The following is a 14,453-nucleotide window of genomic DNA, read 5'->3' as shown; positions in this document are numbered from 1 at the left end:
GATTGCCCTCTGCGTTTTTTCTCAAAATATTTTTACATCTTCTCATCATTATCACTACATTCCACTTGTATTTTTCTTCATCGTAATGATAATCGCTATCACTGCGATTTACTTTTCTTTGCATAGATTGACTCAGAAAAACGTTTAAGGGTGGGTGGCATGTTTGTTCCGTTTCTCATTATGTTGCGCGAAGGACTTGAAGCCGCGCTGATTGTCAGTTTGATTGCCAGCTATCTTAAGCGTACCCAGCGAGGCCGATGGATTGGTGTAATGTGGATTGGCGTGTTGCTTGCCGCTGCGTTGTGCCTGGGCTTGGGTATCTTCATTAACGAAACCACCGGCGAATTTCCGCAAAAAGAACAGGAACTGTTTGAAGGTATCGTGGCGGTGATCGCCGTGGTGATCCTTACCTGGATGGTTTTCTGGATGCGCAAAGTGTCGCGCAACGTCAAAGTACAACTGGAGCAGGCAGTCGATAGCGCATTGCAGCGTGGAAATCATCATGGCTGGGCGCTGGTGATGATGGTCTTTTTTGCCGTTGCAAGGGAGGGGCTGGAGTCGGTCTTTTTCCTGCTGGCGGCGTTTCAACAAGATGTCGGGATCTGGCCGCCGCTGGGTGCAATGCTCGGTCTTGCTACAGCCGTGGTGCTCGGCTTCCTGCTCTACTGGGGCGGTATTCGCCTCAATCTTGGTGCATTTTTTAAATGGACCAGCCTGTTTATTCTCTTCGTCGCCGCAGGGCTGGCAGCTGGTGCTATTCGCGCATTTCATGAAGCCGGATTGTGGAACCACTTTCAGGAAATCGCCTTCGATATGAGCGCGGTGCTCTCAACTCACTCGCTGTTTGGCACACTGATGGAAGGGATTTTTGGCTATCAGGAAGCACCGAGCGTCAGCGAAGTCGCCGTCTGGTTTATTTATCTCATCCCGGCGCTGGTGGCATTTGTTCTGCCACCACGCGCAGGGGCGACTGCGTCCCGCTCCGTGTAGCAAATACGACGCAAACTCTTGCTTAGTTACAACATACTTTAAAGGGATAGTCTCGTCATGACCATTAACTTCCGCCGTAACGCATTGCAGTTGAGCGTGGCTGCGCTGTTCTCTTCTGCTTTTATGGCTAACGCCGCTGATATTCCGCAAGTCAAAGTGACCGTGACGGATAAGCAGTGCGAGCCGATGACCATTACGGTTAACGCCGGGAAAACACAGTTCATTATTCAGAACCACAGCCAGAAGGCGCTGGAGTGGGAGATCCTCAAAGGCGTGATGGTGGTGGAAGAGCGGGAAAATATCGCCCCTGGTTTTAGCCAGAAAATGACGGCGAATTTACAGCCTGGCGAATACGATATGACCTGCGGTCTGCTGACTAACCCGAAAGGGAAGTTGATCGTCAAAGGTGAAGCAACGGCGGATGCGGCGCAAAGTGATGCGCTGTTAAGTCTTGGTGGTGCAATTACTGCATATAAAGCGTATGTCATGGCGGAAACCACGCAACTGGTGACCGACACCAAAGCCTTTACCGACGCTATTAAAGCAGGCGATATCGAAAAAGCGAAAGCACTGTATGCGCCGACGCGCCAGCACTATGAGCGCATCGAACCGATTGCTGAACTGTTCTCCGATCTGGATGGCAGCATTGACGCCCGTGAAGATGATTACGAGCAAAAATCCGCCGATCCGAAATTCACCGGTTTCCACCGTCTGGAAAAAGCATTGTTTGGCGATAACACCACCAAAGGGATGGATAAGTATGCTGACCAGCTTTATACCGATGTGGTCGATTTGCAAAAACGCATCAGTGAACTGGCTTTCCCTCCTTCAAAAGTGGTCGGCGGTGCAGCCGGACTGATTGAGGAAGTGGCAGCCAGCAAAATCAGCGGTGAAGAAGATCGCTACAGCCACACCGATCTGTGGGATTTCCAGGCTAACGTTGAAGGCTCGCAGAAAATTGTCGATCTGCTGCGTCCACAACTACAAAAAGCGAATCCGGAACTGTTGGCAAAAGTCGATGCCAACTTCAAAAAGGTCGATACCATTCTGGCGAAATACCGTACTAAAGACGGTTTTGAAAATTACGACAAACTGACCGATGCTGACCGGAATGCACTGAAAGGACCGATTACTGCGCTGGCGGAAGATCTGGCGCAACTTCGCGGTGTGCTGGGGCTGGACTAAGCGTTATGCAGTATGAAGATGAAAACGGCGTGAATGAACCGTCACGCCGACGTTTACTGAAAGGGATTGGTGCGCTGGCGCTGGCGGGAAGTTGTCCGGTCGCTCATGCACAAAAAACGCAAAGTGCGCCGGGGACGCTTTCACCGGATGCACGCAATGAGAAACAGCCGTTTTATGGTGAGCATCAGGCAGGGATCCTGACACCACAACAGGCTGCAATGATGCTGGTGGCGTTTGATGTGCTTGCCAGCGATAAAGCCGATCTTGAACGGTTGTTTCGCTTGTTGACTCAGCGTTTTGCTTTTCTGACTCAGGGCGGAGCGGCACCAGAAACGCCAAATCCGCGCCTGCCACCACTCGATTCCGGCATTCTTGGCGGCTACATTGCGCCCGATAATCTCACCATCACGTTATCGGTGGGTCACTCATTGTTTGATGAGCGCTTTGGCCTTGCGCCACAGATGCCAAAAAAGTTGCAGAAGATGACGCGTTTCCCTAACGACTCGCTGGATGCGGCGTTATGTCATGGTGATGTGTTGCTACAAATTTGCGCCAACACCCAGGACACGGTGATCCATGCGCTGCGCGATATCATCAAACACACGCCGGATTTGCTCAGCGTGCGCTGGAAGCGGGAAGGGTTTATTTCCGACCACGCAGCGCGTAGTAAAGGCAAAGAGACGCCGATAAATTTGCTGGGCTTTAAAGACGGCACCGCCAATCCCGATAGCCAGAATGCGAAGTTGATGCAAAAAGTGGTGTGGGTGACGGCAGATCAGCAGGAGCCTGCGTGGACAATCGGTGGCAGCTATCAGGCAGTACGCTTGATTCAGTTTCGAGTGGAATTTTGGGACAGAACGCCGCTGAAAGAGCAGCAGACGATATTTGGTCGTGATAAGCAAACCGGTGCGCCGCTGGGCATGCTGCATGAGCATGATGTTCCCGATTACGCTAGCGATCCGGAAGGGAAGGTGATTGCGCTGGACAGCCATATCCGGCTGGCGAATCCCCGCACGGCGGAGAGCGAGTCCAGCCTGATGCTGCGTCGTGGCTACAGTTATTCGTTGGGCGTCACCAATTCCGGGCAACTCGATATGGGGCTACTGTTTGTCTGCTACCAACACGATCTGGAAAAGGGCTTCCTGACAGTACAAAAAAGGTTGAATGGCGAGGCGCTGGAGGAATATGTCAAACCTATCGGTGGCGGCTATTTCTTTGCGCTGCCGGGTGTGAAGGACGCGAACGATTATCTCGGAAGCGCATTATTGCGGGTTTAATGTTTTTAGGCGGATAAGGCGTTTACGCCGCACCAGGCGTTCGTACACTGATGCGACGCTTGCGCGTCTTATCATGCCTACAATCGGTGCGGGTCGGTAGGCCGGATAAGGCGTTCACGCCGCATCCGGCAAGCTTTTACCAGTACTGCGAATCCTGCTGAAAGCACACAGCTTTTTTCATCACTGTCATCACTCTGTCATCTTTCCAGTAGAAACTAATGTCACTGAAATGGTGTTTTATAGTTAAATATAAGTGAATATATTGTTGCAATGAATGCGAAATCTGTTGTACTTATTAAGTAGCAGCGGAAGTTCCCGGCAGTGATAGTCAGTCACTATGGAGATCGCGGATGGTAACGTCCTGTACTGGACATGTTTTAGATAATCAGCGCGCCACCACTCGCGGAGATTTCTCCTCCGGTAGTCATCTCGTCACTTTGTATTTTCAACCTCATCCTTTCTTTTCATGTGTTACCGACGCCGTAAACGGTGCGCGTAGCCGTTTTTCGGCATTTTATCCAAAAGCAAACTATGGCTTACAAGGAAGCCAACCCTCTGATGTTCGTGCGCATAATCGCGCTGCCAACGGCGCGTGTGATGAATACAAACAACTCAAGGTGCTCTCCATGGGAAGACAAAAAGCAGTGATCAAAGCTCGTCGCGAGGCAAAACGTGTGCTGAGACGGGATTCGCGCAGCCATAAGCAGCGTGAAGAAGAATCGGTCACCTCGCTTGTGCAGATGAGCGGCGTAGAAGCCATTGGTATGGCCCGCGACAGTCGCGATACCTCGCCCATCCTCGCGCGAAATGAAGCGCAATTGCACTATCTGAAGGCTATTGAGAGTAAGCAGCTGATATTTGCCACGGGCGAAGCCGGGTGCGGAAAAACCTGGATCAGCGCAGCAAAAGCGGCAGAGGCCCTGATACATAAGGATGTCGACAGGATTATCGTTACCCGTCCAGTTCTGCAAGCCGATGAAGATCTTGGTTTCTTACCTGGTGATATCGCAGAAAAGTTTGCTCCCTATTTTCGCCCGGTCTACGACGTGCTGGTCCGTCGCTTAGGGGCTTCCTTTATGCAGTACTGCCTGCGACCGGAAATAGGGAAGGTGGAAATTGCGCCGTTCGCCTATATGCGTGGACGTACCTTTGAAAATGCAGTCGTCATTCTTGACGAGGCGCAGAATGTGACTGCCGCGCAAATGAAAATGTTTTTAACCCGCCTCGGGGAGAACGTGACGGTTATCGTCAACGGTGATATCACGCAATGCGATTTGCCTCGCGGCGTGCGCTCCGGATTAAGTGACGCGCTGGAACGTTTCGAAGAGGATGAAATGGTCGGGATCGTCCGATTCGGTAAAGAGGATTGCGTACGTTCGGCACTTTGCCAACGTACGCTACATGCATACAGTTAAGTGTATTATCGGTGCAGAGCCCGGGCGAACCGGGCTTTGTTTTGGGTGTTTATACCCGGACTAGCGTTTTTTCTGAAACCACCATTTTTATTTGTCCCTGACTGGTGAAGTGTACGCTCATCCTGTGGCTTTTTTGTAGTTGCTGATAAAGCTCATCAGGTATTGCTAAGCTCTCTGCATATTCTTGCGGCGTATATTGGTATGCTGCATGATGCTGCTGTTTTTTAAAACGCAGCTTATTGTACAATGCCCAGACGATTAACACGACGGCATTCGCCACTGCCAGCAAAAAATAGAACTGAAGTCGGCTTCTGGCCTCGCTTTGCCAGTAATAACCCGTCAGCAGATCAATGGCGAATAAGAATATGAACAAAGCAAATAATGTCCACAAGATGGTTGTGGCAACATAATCAACCAGTAAACGTACTGGCGATTGTCGGGTCGTAATAATTAGATTGTTCATATTAACCTCTCAGAATCCCACGATCGGGACTTACCCAACGAGCGCGTTGTTTTTTAGGCATCAACATGACACGTGTAAATGATACCAATGTCGTTGCCAGGCTTAGCATCCAGAAAATAACCGGAAACCAAATAATCCAGAAAAGCGATGAAGCCAGATTGTGCTCATAGCGATTCTCAATTACCAGACTGACAATAAATTGCAGTAAACATAACGTGCACAATAATATTCCGGCAGTATGTGTCGCTGCGATATGTGTCAATTCAATATTTAACGGTACACCTGCAAGTTGGACTGCGTAAATAATGAAACCGACCAGGCAGGTAAAGGCCCATATTGTCGTCAGGCAGTATTCAAAAAACAGTGGCCACATTCGAAAGTTTTCTTTTCGCCACAACCTTGTCATATTTTTGAGGAATACTTCTGCACCGCCCTGAGCCCAGCGCAGGCGCTGTTTCCACAGCCCTTTTAACGTTTCAGGCATTAATATCCAGCACAGCGCCCGTGGCTCGTAAAAAATCGTCCACTGATTCAACTGCAGCTTCCAGCTAATATCAATATCTTCGGTGATCATATCGTCACTCCAGTAACCCACTTCTGCCAGGGCGCTGCGACGAAATGCGGCAATAACACCGGAAACGGTAAATACGTTTCCATAGATACGCTGGGTCCGCTTGATCAAACCAATAATTGAGGAATACTCGCCAACCTGAATTTTACCCACCAGGGTAGAACGTGTGCGAATACGAGGATTACCGGTTACGGCACCCACACGTGGGTTGTACAACATCGGTTCCACAATATATGCCGCTGCATCGCGGTCTAATAACGCGTCGCCATCAATGCACACCAGATATTCACTTTTCGCCGCGGCAGCTCCGGTTTTAAGCGCAATGGCTTTCCCCTGGTTTTGCGCCAGATGAATGACCCGCAGACGGGGAATTTGTGCAGCCATGTGATCCAGGATGGCACGGGTTTTGTCTGTTGAACCATCATTTACGGCAATAACTTCAATGTTCTCATAACGCTGTGCTAAAGCGGCATGTATAGTTTCCTCAACGTTTTTCTCCTCATTAAAACAGGGAATGATAATGGAGATAGATGGATTATCTTTCAACTGGGGGGCTGGTGCGTTTTCTCCCCACGGCCAGTGGCGTTCACGATAGACCCAGAAATAGACGCCGCCAATAATCCACATAATGGACATAAAAAACGGCCAGAAGAAAACGAACCTCATCATCAGTTCACCAGAGTGAAAGTACGCTACGCATAGAGGTATGCATAACACCAGACATAATATAAAAAACGATACGATGCGATTAATCATTTTTCGGATACCAGGCTGTTGAAAACTCAGGACGAATAACGTCTATTTCAGGTTGGTTATGCAGAAAATTGTCGGGATAATAACCATAATTTTTCACTCCATTCAGTTGTAATAGGCTCATCCAGTGAGCGAGTTGTTGTGAAGAAATAGCCTGATGCTGACCATTTTTCTGCCAGTTTTGTGCCTGTAATTCTAAAATTGATTTGTCTTTAGCCTGCGGGATGCTTTTCATCTGATTGGTCAATTGTGTTAACCATTGATCAGCCGATTTTTCTGTGACGCCTTCCATATAAGGCATAGCCATAATAGCGGTCCAGTCATAGCTTTTTAGGAAATCAGCATAATTCTGTGCAAACCAGGCTTCACTTTCAGGTTGTATTACCGGAAGTGCAAAAATATTTCGTGCAGTTTTAACATGTGGACCACGAATGGCTTTTACGCGCGCACTAAGTTCTAAAGTGAAGTCAGTTAACGCACGACTTTTAAAGCGGGTCCACTGTTTAAATTGCTCCGGGTTTTGTCGAATTTCGCTCAGACTCCCGCTAAAGCCAGCTTGCTGATAAGCCGCGATAGCCGCTGCACTGGCATCTTCATAATCTGAAAGCAAAGCATCATCGTGGAACAATATGCCATCAAAAGCAGCATGTCCGGCAAGATCATCATATAACATGCCAACTTGTGCTCTGACCCTGTCATCGAAAGGAGAGAGACGGCGGTATTGTTCAGGATGAATTTGTGCTTTTTTCTCCCCAGTTGGTAAGTATTTTACTCGCGTTAATGTGGGATCTAAATCCCAGCTTAATACCGGCATCCACGCATAGATGTTTACACCTGAGCGGGTACGCAATTGCCAGGCAACCCGACTAAAAATATCTGCTTTCATTGGTAGCAAACGATTTGGAAACCAGACCTCTTTAACCAGCCCATCACCATCGGGATCAGCAAATGCTTGTAAATACACGGTAGATATTTGCATATCTTTTACCCGCTGAATTAGCACATCAATATTGCGATCCATTTGCTGGCGGTTTTCGTCATAAATGTAATCAAGATCGATATGCATTACCCGTTGTAGTGGTTTTTCCTGTACGGTAATAATTTGCTGGGCAAACTCTTTTAATGAGGGATTATTGGCGATTAATACTCGCGGAATGGAATCTAATTGCGACGCATTTGCCAAACCTGATTCAAGGGTGAAGAACATGTCATAACCGAGTTTTTTTAATTCCGCGATTGCTATGCCATTCGCTTCGCCATAAGGCCAAACAAAAACGTGTGGATTTACCTCAGCCTTTGTACGCAGGTATTCCGTCATTTTTACAGCATCCAGACGAATTCTTTCCCGGTATTCTGCTGCGGTTTCATACCGTGCATGGTCAGTAAAATATGCACGATTTACATATGCAGGTAATAAGCTGCCGGTGGCATTAGCCTGAATACCGTAGTGAGAATCCCATGTATGAGAAGCGACCGCAACGAGCCGGGAACGCGCAACTTCTCGCACTTGTTGCCACGTGGCAAAATATTCTCGACTGACCATCTCATCACCAAATTTCACTTGTTTATCCGCTGGAGTATCGACCCAACTGCCGACGGGAGCCCATACAGCCGGCCACTGGAAGGCCTGAAGAATTGGGAAGACACGGGTATAAAAACTCTGGTAGCCGTCATCAAAAGTCAGCACTACTGCTTTTTCCGGTAGCGGTTTTCCTCCTTGATGTGCTTCACGAATTTGAGCAATACTGACCGGTTGATAACCGTTCTCGCGCAGCCAGGCAAATTGTTCACGCAGTGCTGATGTCCGCACTGACATAAAACGCTGGTCGGCAGCTTCGTCTTCAACGTTATGCCATGAAATCGCCACAAAACCATTATGCGGCCACGGTTGCTCGGCGAGTAAAGATTCGCGATCCTGTGGCGGTATAAATGATGTTCTTGACTGGCTAATGCACGCAGTGAGCATAATTATACTCACCAGCATCAGGATATATTTATTTCCATTACGTAACATATTTATCCTTAAAATCTGAATGTCATATCGAATTCAACGTATAAGTTGTGTTCTCTGTCACCGTCATAAGGTCGTTTTTCCCAGCGTAGCGTTGCGCCAGCATCAATCACGTCATTCCAGCTAATACGTTGCCCGTAGCCGAGTTGGGTGACGACATCCGTGCCATAATGTTTTTGCCAGGAGGCACCAACACCTGCGCTGAAGATTTGCTCCCAGCTATTTTCATAGCTTCGCCATAACAAATGACTTGCCTCAAATGCCGGAACAATATCGAACGTTTTTATAGGGTTGTAGTATGGAGTGTCGTGTTCTGTATTTTGTTCGTAATACAGATTGGGTAGGAAATCGACAATCAAATATGGTGAAGACCAGATGCGTTCCTGACCCTCAAGTGAGACTTCCTGACGCTGGTTACTGTCGGAAAAATCAGTGAAAGCCCAGGAGACACCGTACTTACGCCGCTCATTTTGATACCAGCGAACATAAGCCTGAGCACTGTTGCCTGTAACACCATTTTTCATTGCCCGTAATGGAACGCGGTGAGAGAGGCGTTCCAGTTGCGAACCAATACGCCAGTTATCATTAAAATCATACCAGCCAGACAGGCGCGCGCCGGGTTTATGCTCATGATTGAAAACGCGTTCAGCGTACTCCGCCTCGAGCCAGATATTACGTGACCGCCACTCAACACCCGCCAGCCAGTCGCGAACAATCCCTTTTCCTTCGCTAAATTGTCCATCGGCATAACCGAATCCAGCAAAACCGCGCCAGTTATCCTTCAGCGGTGGTGAATAAACGATGGTGGTTAAGTCGACATCATGTTTACCACTATCCGGGCCTTCGGCATCAATTCCTGTTGAACCAGCTATACGAAGCTCTGCAAGATTATGTACATCAACCGCACGTTTTAAACGTACAACGCCGGGATCTTGCGGTTCACGTTCGACAACATCGTGCGTTAAGACAGCTGTCTGCTGCCATTCTTGTAACGTTAATGCTGTCCATGCTTGTTCAACCTCCAGATTAATATTACGTGGCTCGATCACTTCTGCTTTTTTTAATTCATTTTCTGCTGCACGAGGCCAACCGCGGGCTTGTAACACACTCGCGTAATCAATGCGCAGTCCCTGATTTCCTGGTGCGTTATAAGCAAGCTCTCTGGCTATCATTTCAGCCTGAGGAAGATCATTACTATATTTTGCTACGGTTGAGAGAAACGAATGCCCCTGTAACCAGGTATCATTCGGGATGCTCGTAGGCGTGCCCATTAACCGAAGGAAAGGCGGCGAAGTATTAATGGTATGTTGGGTGACAGTTAGCGCGCCGGGATAATTTTCACTCTCCAGGTGGCTGTAAAAGAGATCCGCAAGTTCTTCATCGGATAAATCCGGGGCAATGGTCTCCTTGTGATAAAAGAGCTCTGTCATTATTGACTGTGCTTTTTTTGGCTGCTGTTCTTTGAGATAAGCCGACGCAACCCAATATTGCGCCCAGGGCGGAATAATTTGCCTCGTATTTTTTAAACGCTGATAGTGAGAAATAACGTCTTTATAACGATCGCGAGTTAATAACGCGCCAAGATGATCAACCTGAATACGCTGGTACTGGGCAGTGCGGTCTGAGTTATCGTGCCACAGAATTTCTAATGCAGCGTATTGGGCGAGGGCGCGATCGGCAATGGCATAACGTTCACTTTCACTGCGCGTAGGCATAAACGACAGTCTGATCAGTTCGGCATGAATATCAGCGCGAATATCTGGCGTTAAATTGGCATCGTCAATCGCGGCAGCTAGTTGATTATTACGTAATGCCTGCACGTATTCTGTGGGATATTGTTGCTTAGATGCATTTTCAGGTAATGACTCTGTCATCGCCCGTAATTCATCCTGATGACGCCCCGTCAGTTTATAGATATAGGCTTCTGCGAGTAAATTGGCTTTGTCCGGCGCTCCAGATTTAAGCTGCTTAAGTTTAACCAGCGCAGTATCATAGTGACCCGCATCTGCCAGGGTTAAAATTTGTCCCCGTTGATAATCCTTATTTTGCGGCTCCAGAGAGAGCGCCTTTTGCCACAGTGTAAGCGAGTTTTGCCATTGTTGCAGGTTACGATAAGCGACGGCGACAGCTGCATAACCACGCGCTGGTAATTGCTGATGACGGTAGCGGCTGTAAACGGTAATAACCTGTTTATCTTGCCCGGCCCATAAGGCAATTTGTAACCAGTCAGCAATTTGGTTATTACTGAGTGTTGATTTTTGTGCAAACCATGACAAAGCTGGCTGAGTATTTCCTTTGCGAGCTTCAATAATCAATGCATCATAGGCGTTATTAACAGCACTCTTCGCCGCGGGACTCGCTGCTAAAAATGCGGCAGTAAGAAGTTTCAAAGCCCATTTGGTTTTCGGGCACCTTTTTCTGCTACTTGAATACATCCTGTATTACTCCATGTATTGCCAAAATCTCTCTCTATATCTAATTACAGGTAACTGAAAAGAAAGATATTTTTGCATCTCATAATCCGTTATTAAACGCGGAAGAGACACGTGAATTGTTGATGATGAGAAGAAGAAATGATGAGCAGATTGTCCATATAAAATCCTTTTCTCGCCCGAAAATCCATTCCAATGATGAGGATCTTCAGGAATACGGCATAAATCCCAATGCCTTTTTCAAAATAAATTAGGATTAAAATAATTAAATCAGTAAATTCCGATGCATGATATCGGATTTTTCGAAAGTCCTGATGAAATGCAGCGTTACTGTACTCACGGATTCAATTGTTATTCCTAATATATCTATGAATTAATGTTTTATAAGGATTTCCTTATAACCATTTATATGTATTTGCAAGCCTGTCTTGTCGCGAAGAATGTATAAAGCACTAAGGTAATAATAATTGCGGTCTGCAACTATCATCATTGGTATTGTTTGTGGTGGATTTTTATATTGACAACAGTACAGTTCTTATATCTATTAATGACAGAAAGGGATCTACAACCTACAGATTGGTGTAGCTTTATGGAAAAAGACTATTTGGGAATTAGTAGTACTGTATTAGTGAGTTTATTGTTTGGGCTTGCGTTGGTTTTGGTGAATAGTTGGTTCAATCAGCCAACCGTTGAGGAAGTTGTTCCACGATCAACCTATCTGATGGTTATGATTGCTTTATTTTTTATCGATACTGTTTCATTTATTTTTATGCAGTTGTATTTCATTTATGACCGTAGGCAATTTTCAAACTGTATACTTAGTTTGGCTTTTTTAAGTTGTTTGATTTACTTTATTAAAACCGTCATTATCATTCAGCAAATTATTGAGGGGCGTTTGACAAGCAGTGTTGTTCAAAATGACATTGCAATTTATTATTTGTTTCGTCAGATGAGTTTGTGCGTATTAATATTTCTGGCATTGGTAAATAAAGTTAGTGAAAACACAAAACAGCGAAATTTGTTTTCCAAAAAAGTGACTTTGTGCATAACTTTGTTTTTTGTTCTTGGGGGGCCGATAGTTGCTCACATATTTTCTAGCCATTATGAGAGCTACGATTTACACATTGCCGAGTTAACCAATGAAAATGGTCAGGTGGTTTGGAAAGCCTCATATGTTACCATAATGATTTTCATGTGGTTAACCTTGCTTTCGGTTAATCTATACTTTAATGGTTTACGCTGTGATATCTGGAACGGTGTGTCGGTGATTGCTTTTTGTGCCGTGCTGTACAATATCTCTCTGTTATTTATGAGCAGGTATAGCGTGTCCATTTGGTATATTAGTCGCACTATTGAAGTAGTCAGTAAGTTAACCGTTTTGGTAATTTTTATGTGCCATATATTCAGTGCGCTACGAGTAACAAAGGACATTGCACATCGCGATCCCTTAACCAATATATTTAACAGAAATTATTTTTTTAATGAACTGACGGTTCAATCAGCATCGGCCAAAAAAACACCTTATTGCGTCATGATTATGGATATTGACCACTTCAAAAAAGTCAACGACACCTGGGGACATCCGGTTGGCGATCAAGTGATAAAGACAGTGGTGAATATCATTGGGAAAAGCATACGACCAGATGACCTTTTAGCGCGCGTTGGCGGCGAAGAGTTTGGCGTCTTGCTGACGGAGATCGATACTGAATGTGCGAAAGCTTTAGCGGAAAGGATTCGGGAAAATGTTGAACGTTTAACTGGCGATAATCCTGAATACGCCATACCACAAAAAGTGACGATTAGTATTGGCGCTGTTGTAACGCAGAAAAATGAGTTAAACCCTAAGGAGATCTATCAACTGGCTGATAACGCACTTTACGAGGCGAAAGAGACCGGGCGTAATAAGGTGGTAGTAAAAGAGGCAGAAATTCTTATCAACCGCAAGGATGATGAATGAGTCTGTCGCCAGTTGTCGAACCCCGATCGGGGCTTCTCATCCCCCCGGTGTGTGCAATATACGAAAAAAAAGCCCGTACTTTCGTACGAGCTCTTCTTTAAATATGGCGGTGAGGGGGGGATTCGAACCCCCGATACGTTGCCGTATACACACTTTCCAGGCGTGCTCCTTCAGCCACTCGGACACCTCACCAAATTGTCGTTCCTGTCTTGCTGGAACGGGCGCTAATTTAGGGAAATCATGACCTGAGGTCAACAAACTTTTTTAAAAAATCGCTCGATTATTCAAACTTCAATCAATATGCAGTTTTAATAAGCGAAATTTGCTTTTTTTGCCACCGACCACGGATTTGTTATGCTGGTGGCTTTTGTAGATCATAACGATAAGTGCGAATAAATTTCGCGCAACGCTTTTCGGGAGTCAGTATGGATATCATCTTTTATCACCCAACGTTCGATACCCAATGGTGGATTGAGGCACTGCGCAAAGCTATTCCTCAGGCAAGAGTCAGAGCATGGAAAAGCGGAGATAATGACTCTGCTGATTATGCTTTAGTCTGGCATCCTCCAGTTGAAATGCTGGCTGGGCGCGATCTTAAAGCGGTGTTTGCACTTGGGGCAGGTGTTGATTCTATTTTGAGCAAGCTACAGGCTCACCCTGAAATGCTGAAGCCTTCTGTTCCACTTTTTCGCCTGGAAGATACCGGTATGGGCGAGCAAATGCAGGAATATGCTGTCAGTCAGGTGCTGCATTGGTTTCGACGTTTTGACGATTACCGCATCCAGCAAAATAGTTCGCATTGGCAACCGCTGCCTGAATATCATCGGGAAGATTTTACCATCGGCATTTTGGGTGCAGGCGTACTGGGCAGTAAAGTTGCACAGAGTCTGCAAACCTGGCGCTTCCCGCTGCGTTGCTGGAGTCGAACCCGTAAATCGTGGCCTGGCGTGCAAAGCTTTGCCGGACGGGAAGAACTCTCTGCATTTCTGAGCCAATGTCGGGTATTGATTAATTTGTTACCGAATACACCTGAAACCGTCGGCATTATTAATCAACAATTACTCGAAAAATTACCGGATGGCGCGTATCTCCTCAACCTGGCGCGTGGTGTTCATGTCGTGGAAGATGACCTGCTCGCGGCGCTGGATAGCGGCAAAGTTAAAGGCGCAATGCTGGATGTTTTTAATCGTGAACCCTTACCGCCGGAAAGTCCGCTCTGGCAACATCCACGCGTGACGATAACACCACATGTCGCCGCGATTACCCGTCCCGCTGAAGCTGTGGATTACATTTCGCGCACCATTGCCCAGCTCGAAAAAGGGGAGAGGGTCTGCGGGCAAGTCGACCGCGCACGCGGCTACTAATAAAGCATCTGGTTTCCTGCTATCCTTGGCGGGAA

10 protein-coding genes and 1 tRNA gene are annotated in these 14,453 nt (G+C 46.8%); 6 read left to right on the top strand and 5 right to left on the bottom strand.

The window, feature by feature from the left end; all coding sequences use genetic code 11:
* Positions 1-159: 159 nt before the first annotated feature.
* The 4 genes from efeU (at position 160) to phoH (ending at position 4,867) form a co-directional block, all read left to right on the top strand.
* Entirely contained in the window at positions 160-990 is an 831-nt protein-coding gene (gene efeU, locus C4F37_RS00555) for an iron uptake transporter permease EfeU (protein ID WP_000497947.1), read from the top strand.
* Between the two features lie 57 nt (positions 991-1,047).
* On the top strand, positions 1,048-2,175 hold the full coding sequence (gene efeO, locus C4F37_RS00550; RefSeq protein ID WP_000154386.1) for an iron uptake system protein EfeO: 1,128 nt from the start codon (positions 1,048-1,050) through the stop codon (positions 2,173-2,175).
* A 5-nt stretch (positions 2,176-2,180) separates the two neighbouring features.
* The gene (efeB, locus tag C4F37_RS00545; RefSeq protein ID WP_001199132.1) at positions 2,181-3,452 is read left to right on the top strand and encodes an iron uptake transporter deferrochelatase/peroxidase subunit; all 1,272 of its coding nucleotides are present in this window, start codon (positions 2,181-2,183) and stop codon (positions 3,450-3,452) included.
* A gap of 626 nt (positions 3,453-4,078) precedes the next feature.
* Positions 4,079-4,867 carry a phosphate starvation-inducible protein PhoH gene (phoH, locus tag C4F37_RS00535; RefSeq protein WP_000533536.1) on the top strand — a complete coding sequence of 263 codons (789 nt, stop codon included), beginning with the start codon at positions 4,079-4,081 and terminating at the stop codon, positions 4,865-4,867.
* A gap of 49 nt (positions 4,868-4,916) precedes the next feature.
* Here phoH and pgaD read toward each other — a convergent pair whose 3' ends face one another.
* From pgaD to pgaA, 4 genes are read right to left on the bottom strand one after another with little or no spacing between them, the layout of a single operon-like run.
* Entirely contained in the window at positions 4,917-5,330 is a 414-nt protein-coding gene (gene pgaD, locus C4F37_RS00530; protein ID WP_001061090.1) for a poly-beta-1,6-N-acetyl-D-glucosamine biosynthesis protein PgaD, read from the bottom strand.
* 1 nt (position 5,331) lies between these two features.
* Positions 5,332-6,657: a poly-beta-1,6-N-acetyl-D-glucosamine synthase gene (pgaC, locus tag C4F37_RS00525; RefSeq protein WP_000610438.1), complete on the bottom strand. Its 1,326-nt coding sequence runs from the start codon at positions 6,655-6,657 to the stop codon at positions 5,332-5,334.
* The gene (gene pgaB / locus C4F37_RS00520) at positions 6,650-8,668 is read right to left on the bottom strand and encodes a poly-beta-1,6-N-acetyl-D-glucosamine N-deacetylase PgaB (RefSeq protein ID WP_000945532.1); all 2,019 of its coding nucleotides are present in this window, start codon (positions 8,666-8,668) and stop codon (positions 6,650-6,652) included. The genes pgaC and pgaB overlap by 8 nt, the downstream gene beginning before the upstream one ends.
* Before the next feature lie 8 nt (positions 8,669-8,676).
* Positions 8,677-11,100, bottom strand: a complete 2,424-nt coding sequence (gene pgaA / locus C4F37_RS00515) for a poly-beta-1,6 N-acetyl-D-glucosamine export porin PgaA (RefSeq protein ID WP_001538541.1) — start codon at positions 11,098-11,100, stop codon at positions 8,677-8,679.
* Positions 11,101-11,686: 586 nt separating this feature from the next.
* Here pgaA and C4F37_RS00510 point away from each other — a divergent pair.
* On the top strand, positions 11,687-13,054 hold the full coding sequence (locus tag C4F37_RS00510) for a GGDEF domain-containing protein (RefSeq protein ID WP_001556883.1): 1,368 nt from the start codon (positions 11,687-11,689) through the stop codon (positions 13,052-13,054).
* A gap of 104 nt (positions 13,055-13,158) precedes the next feature.
* Here the strand turns inward: C4F37_RS00510 and C4F37_RS00505 are convergent.
* Positions 13,159-13,246 (bottom strand) — tRNA-Ser (locus C4F37_RS00505).
* A 233-nt stretch (positions 13,247-13,479) separates the two neighbouring features.
* Between C4F37_RS00505 and ghrA the strand changes: the two genes are divergently transcribed.
* Positions 13,480-14,418: a glyoxylate/hydroxypyruvate reductase GhrA gene (gene ghrA, locus C4F37_RS00500; protein ID WP_001357083.1), complete on the top strand. Its 939-nt coding sequence runs from the start codon at positions 13,480-13,482 to the stop codon at positions 14,416-14,418.
* Positions 14,419-14,453: the final 35 nt, after the last annotated feature.

The organism is Escherichia sp. R1 (genome assembly GCF_003000935.1).
GTDB classification, from domain to species: domain Bacteria; phylum Pseudomonadota; class Gammaproteobacteria; order Enterobacterales; family Enterobacteriaceae; genus Escherichia; species Escherichia coli.
This window is presented reverse-complemented; position numbering and strand designations above follow the sequence as displayed.

Bases quoted from the DNA above. Each gene is read 5' to 3' on its own strand.
- phoH (WP_000533536.1), top strand. From the start codon at position 4,079: ATGGGAAGACAAAAAGCAGTGATCAAAGCTCGTCGCGAGGCAAAACGT.
- pgaB (WP_000945532.1), bottom strand. From the start codon at position 8,668: ATGTTACGTAATGGAAATAAATATATCCTGATGCTGGTGAGTATAATT.
- pgaA (WP_001538541.1), bottom strand. From the start codon at position 11,100: ATGTATTCAAGTAGCAGAAAAAGGTGCCCGAAAACCAAATGGGCTTTG.
- ghrA (WP_001357083.1), top strand. From the start codon at position 13,480: ATGGATATCATCTTTTATCACCCAACGTTCGATACCCAATGGTGGATT.
- efeU (WP_000497947.1), top strand. From the start codon at position 160: ATGTTTGTTCCGTTTCTCATTATGTTGCGCGAAGGACTTGAAGCCGCG.
- efeO (WP_000154386.1), top strand. From the start codon at position 1,048: ATGACCATTAACTTCCGCCGTAACGCATTGCAGTTGAGCGTGGCTGCG.
- C4F37_RS00510 (WP_001556883.1), top strand. From the start codon at position 11,687: ATGGAAAAAGACTATTTGGGAATTAGTAGTACTGTATTAGTGAGTTTA.
- pgaD (WP_001061090.1), bottom strand. From the start codon at position 5,330: ATGAACAATCTAATTATTACGACCCGACAATCGCCAGTACGTTTACTG.
- pgaC (WP_000610438.1), bottom strand. From the start codon at position 6,657: ATGATTAATCGCATCGTATCGTTTTTTATATTATGTCTGGTGTTATGC.
- efeB (WP_001199132.1), top strand. From the start codon at position 2,181: ATGCAGTATGAAGATGAAAACGGCGTGAATGAACCGTCACGCCGACGT.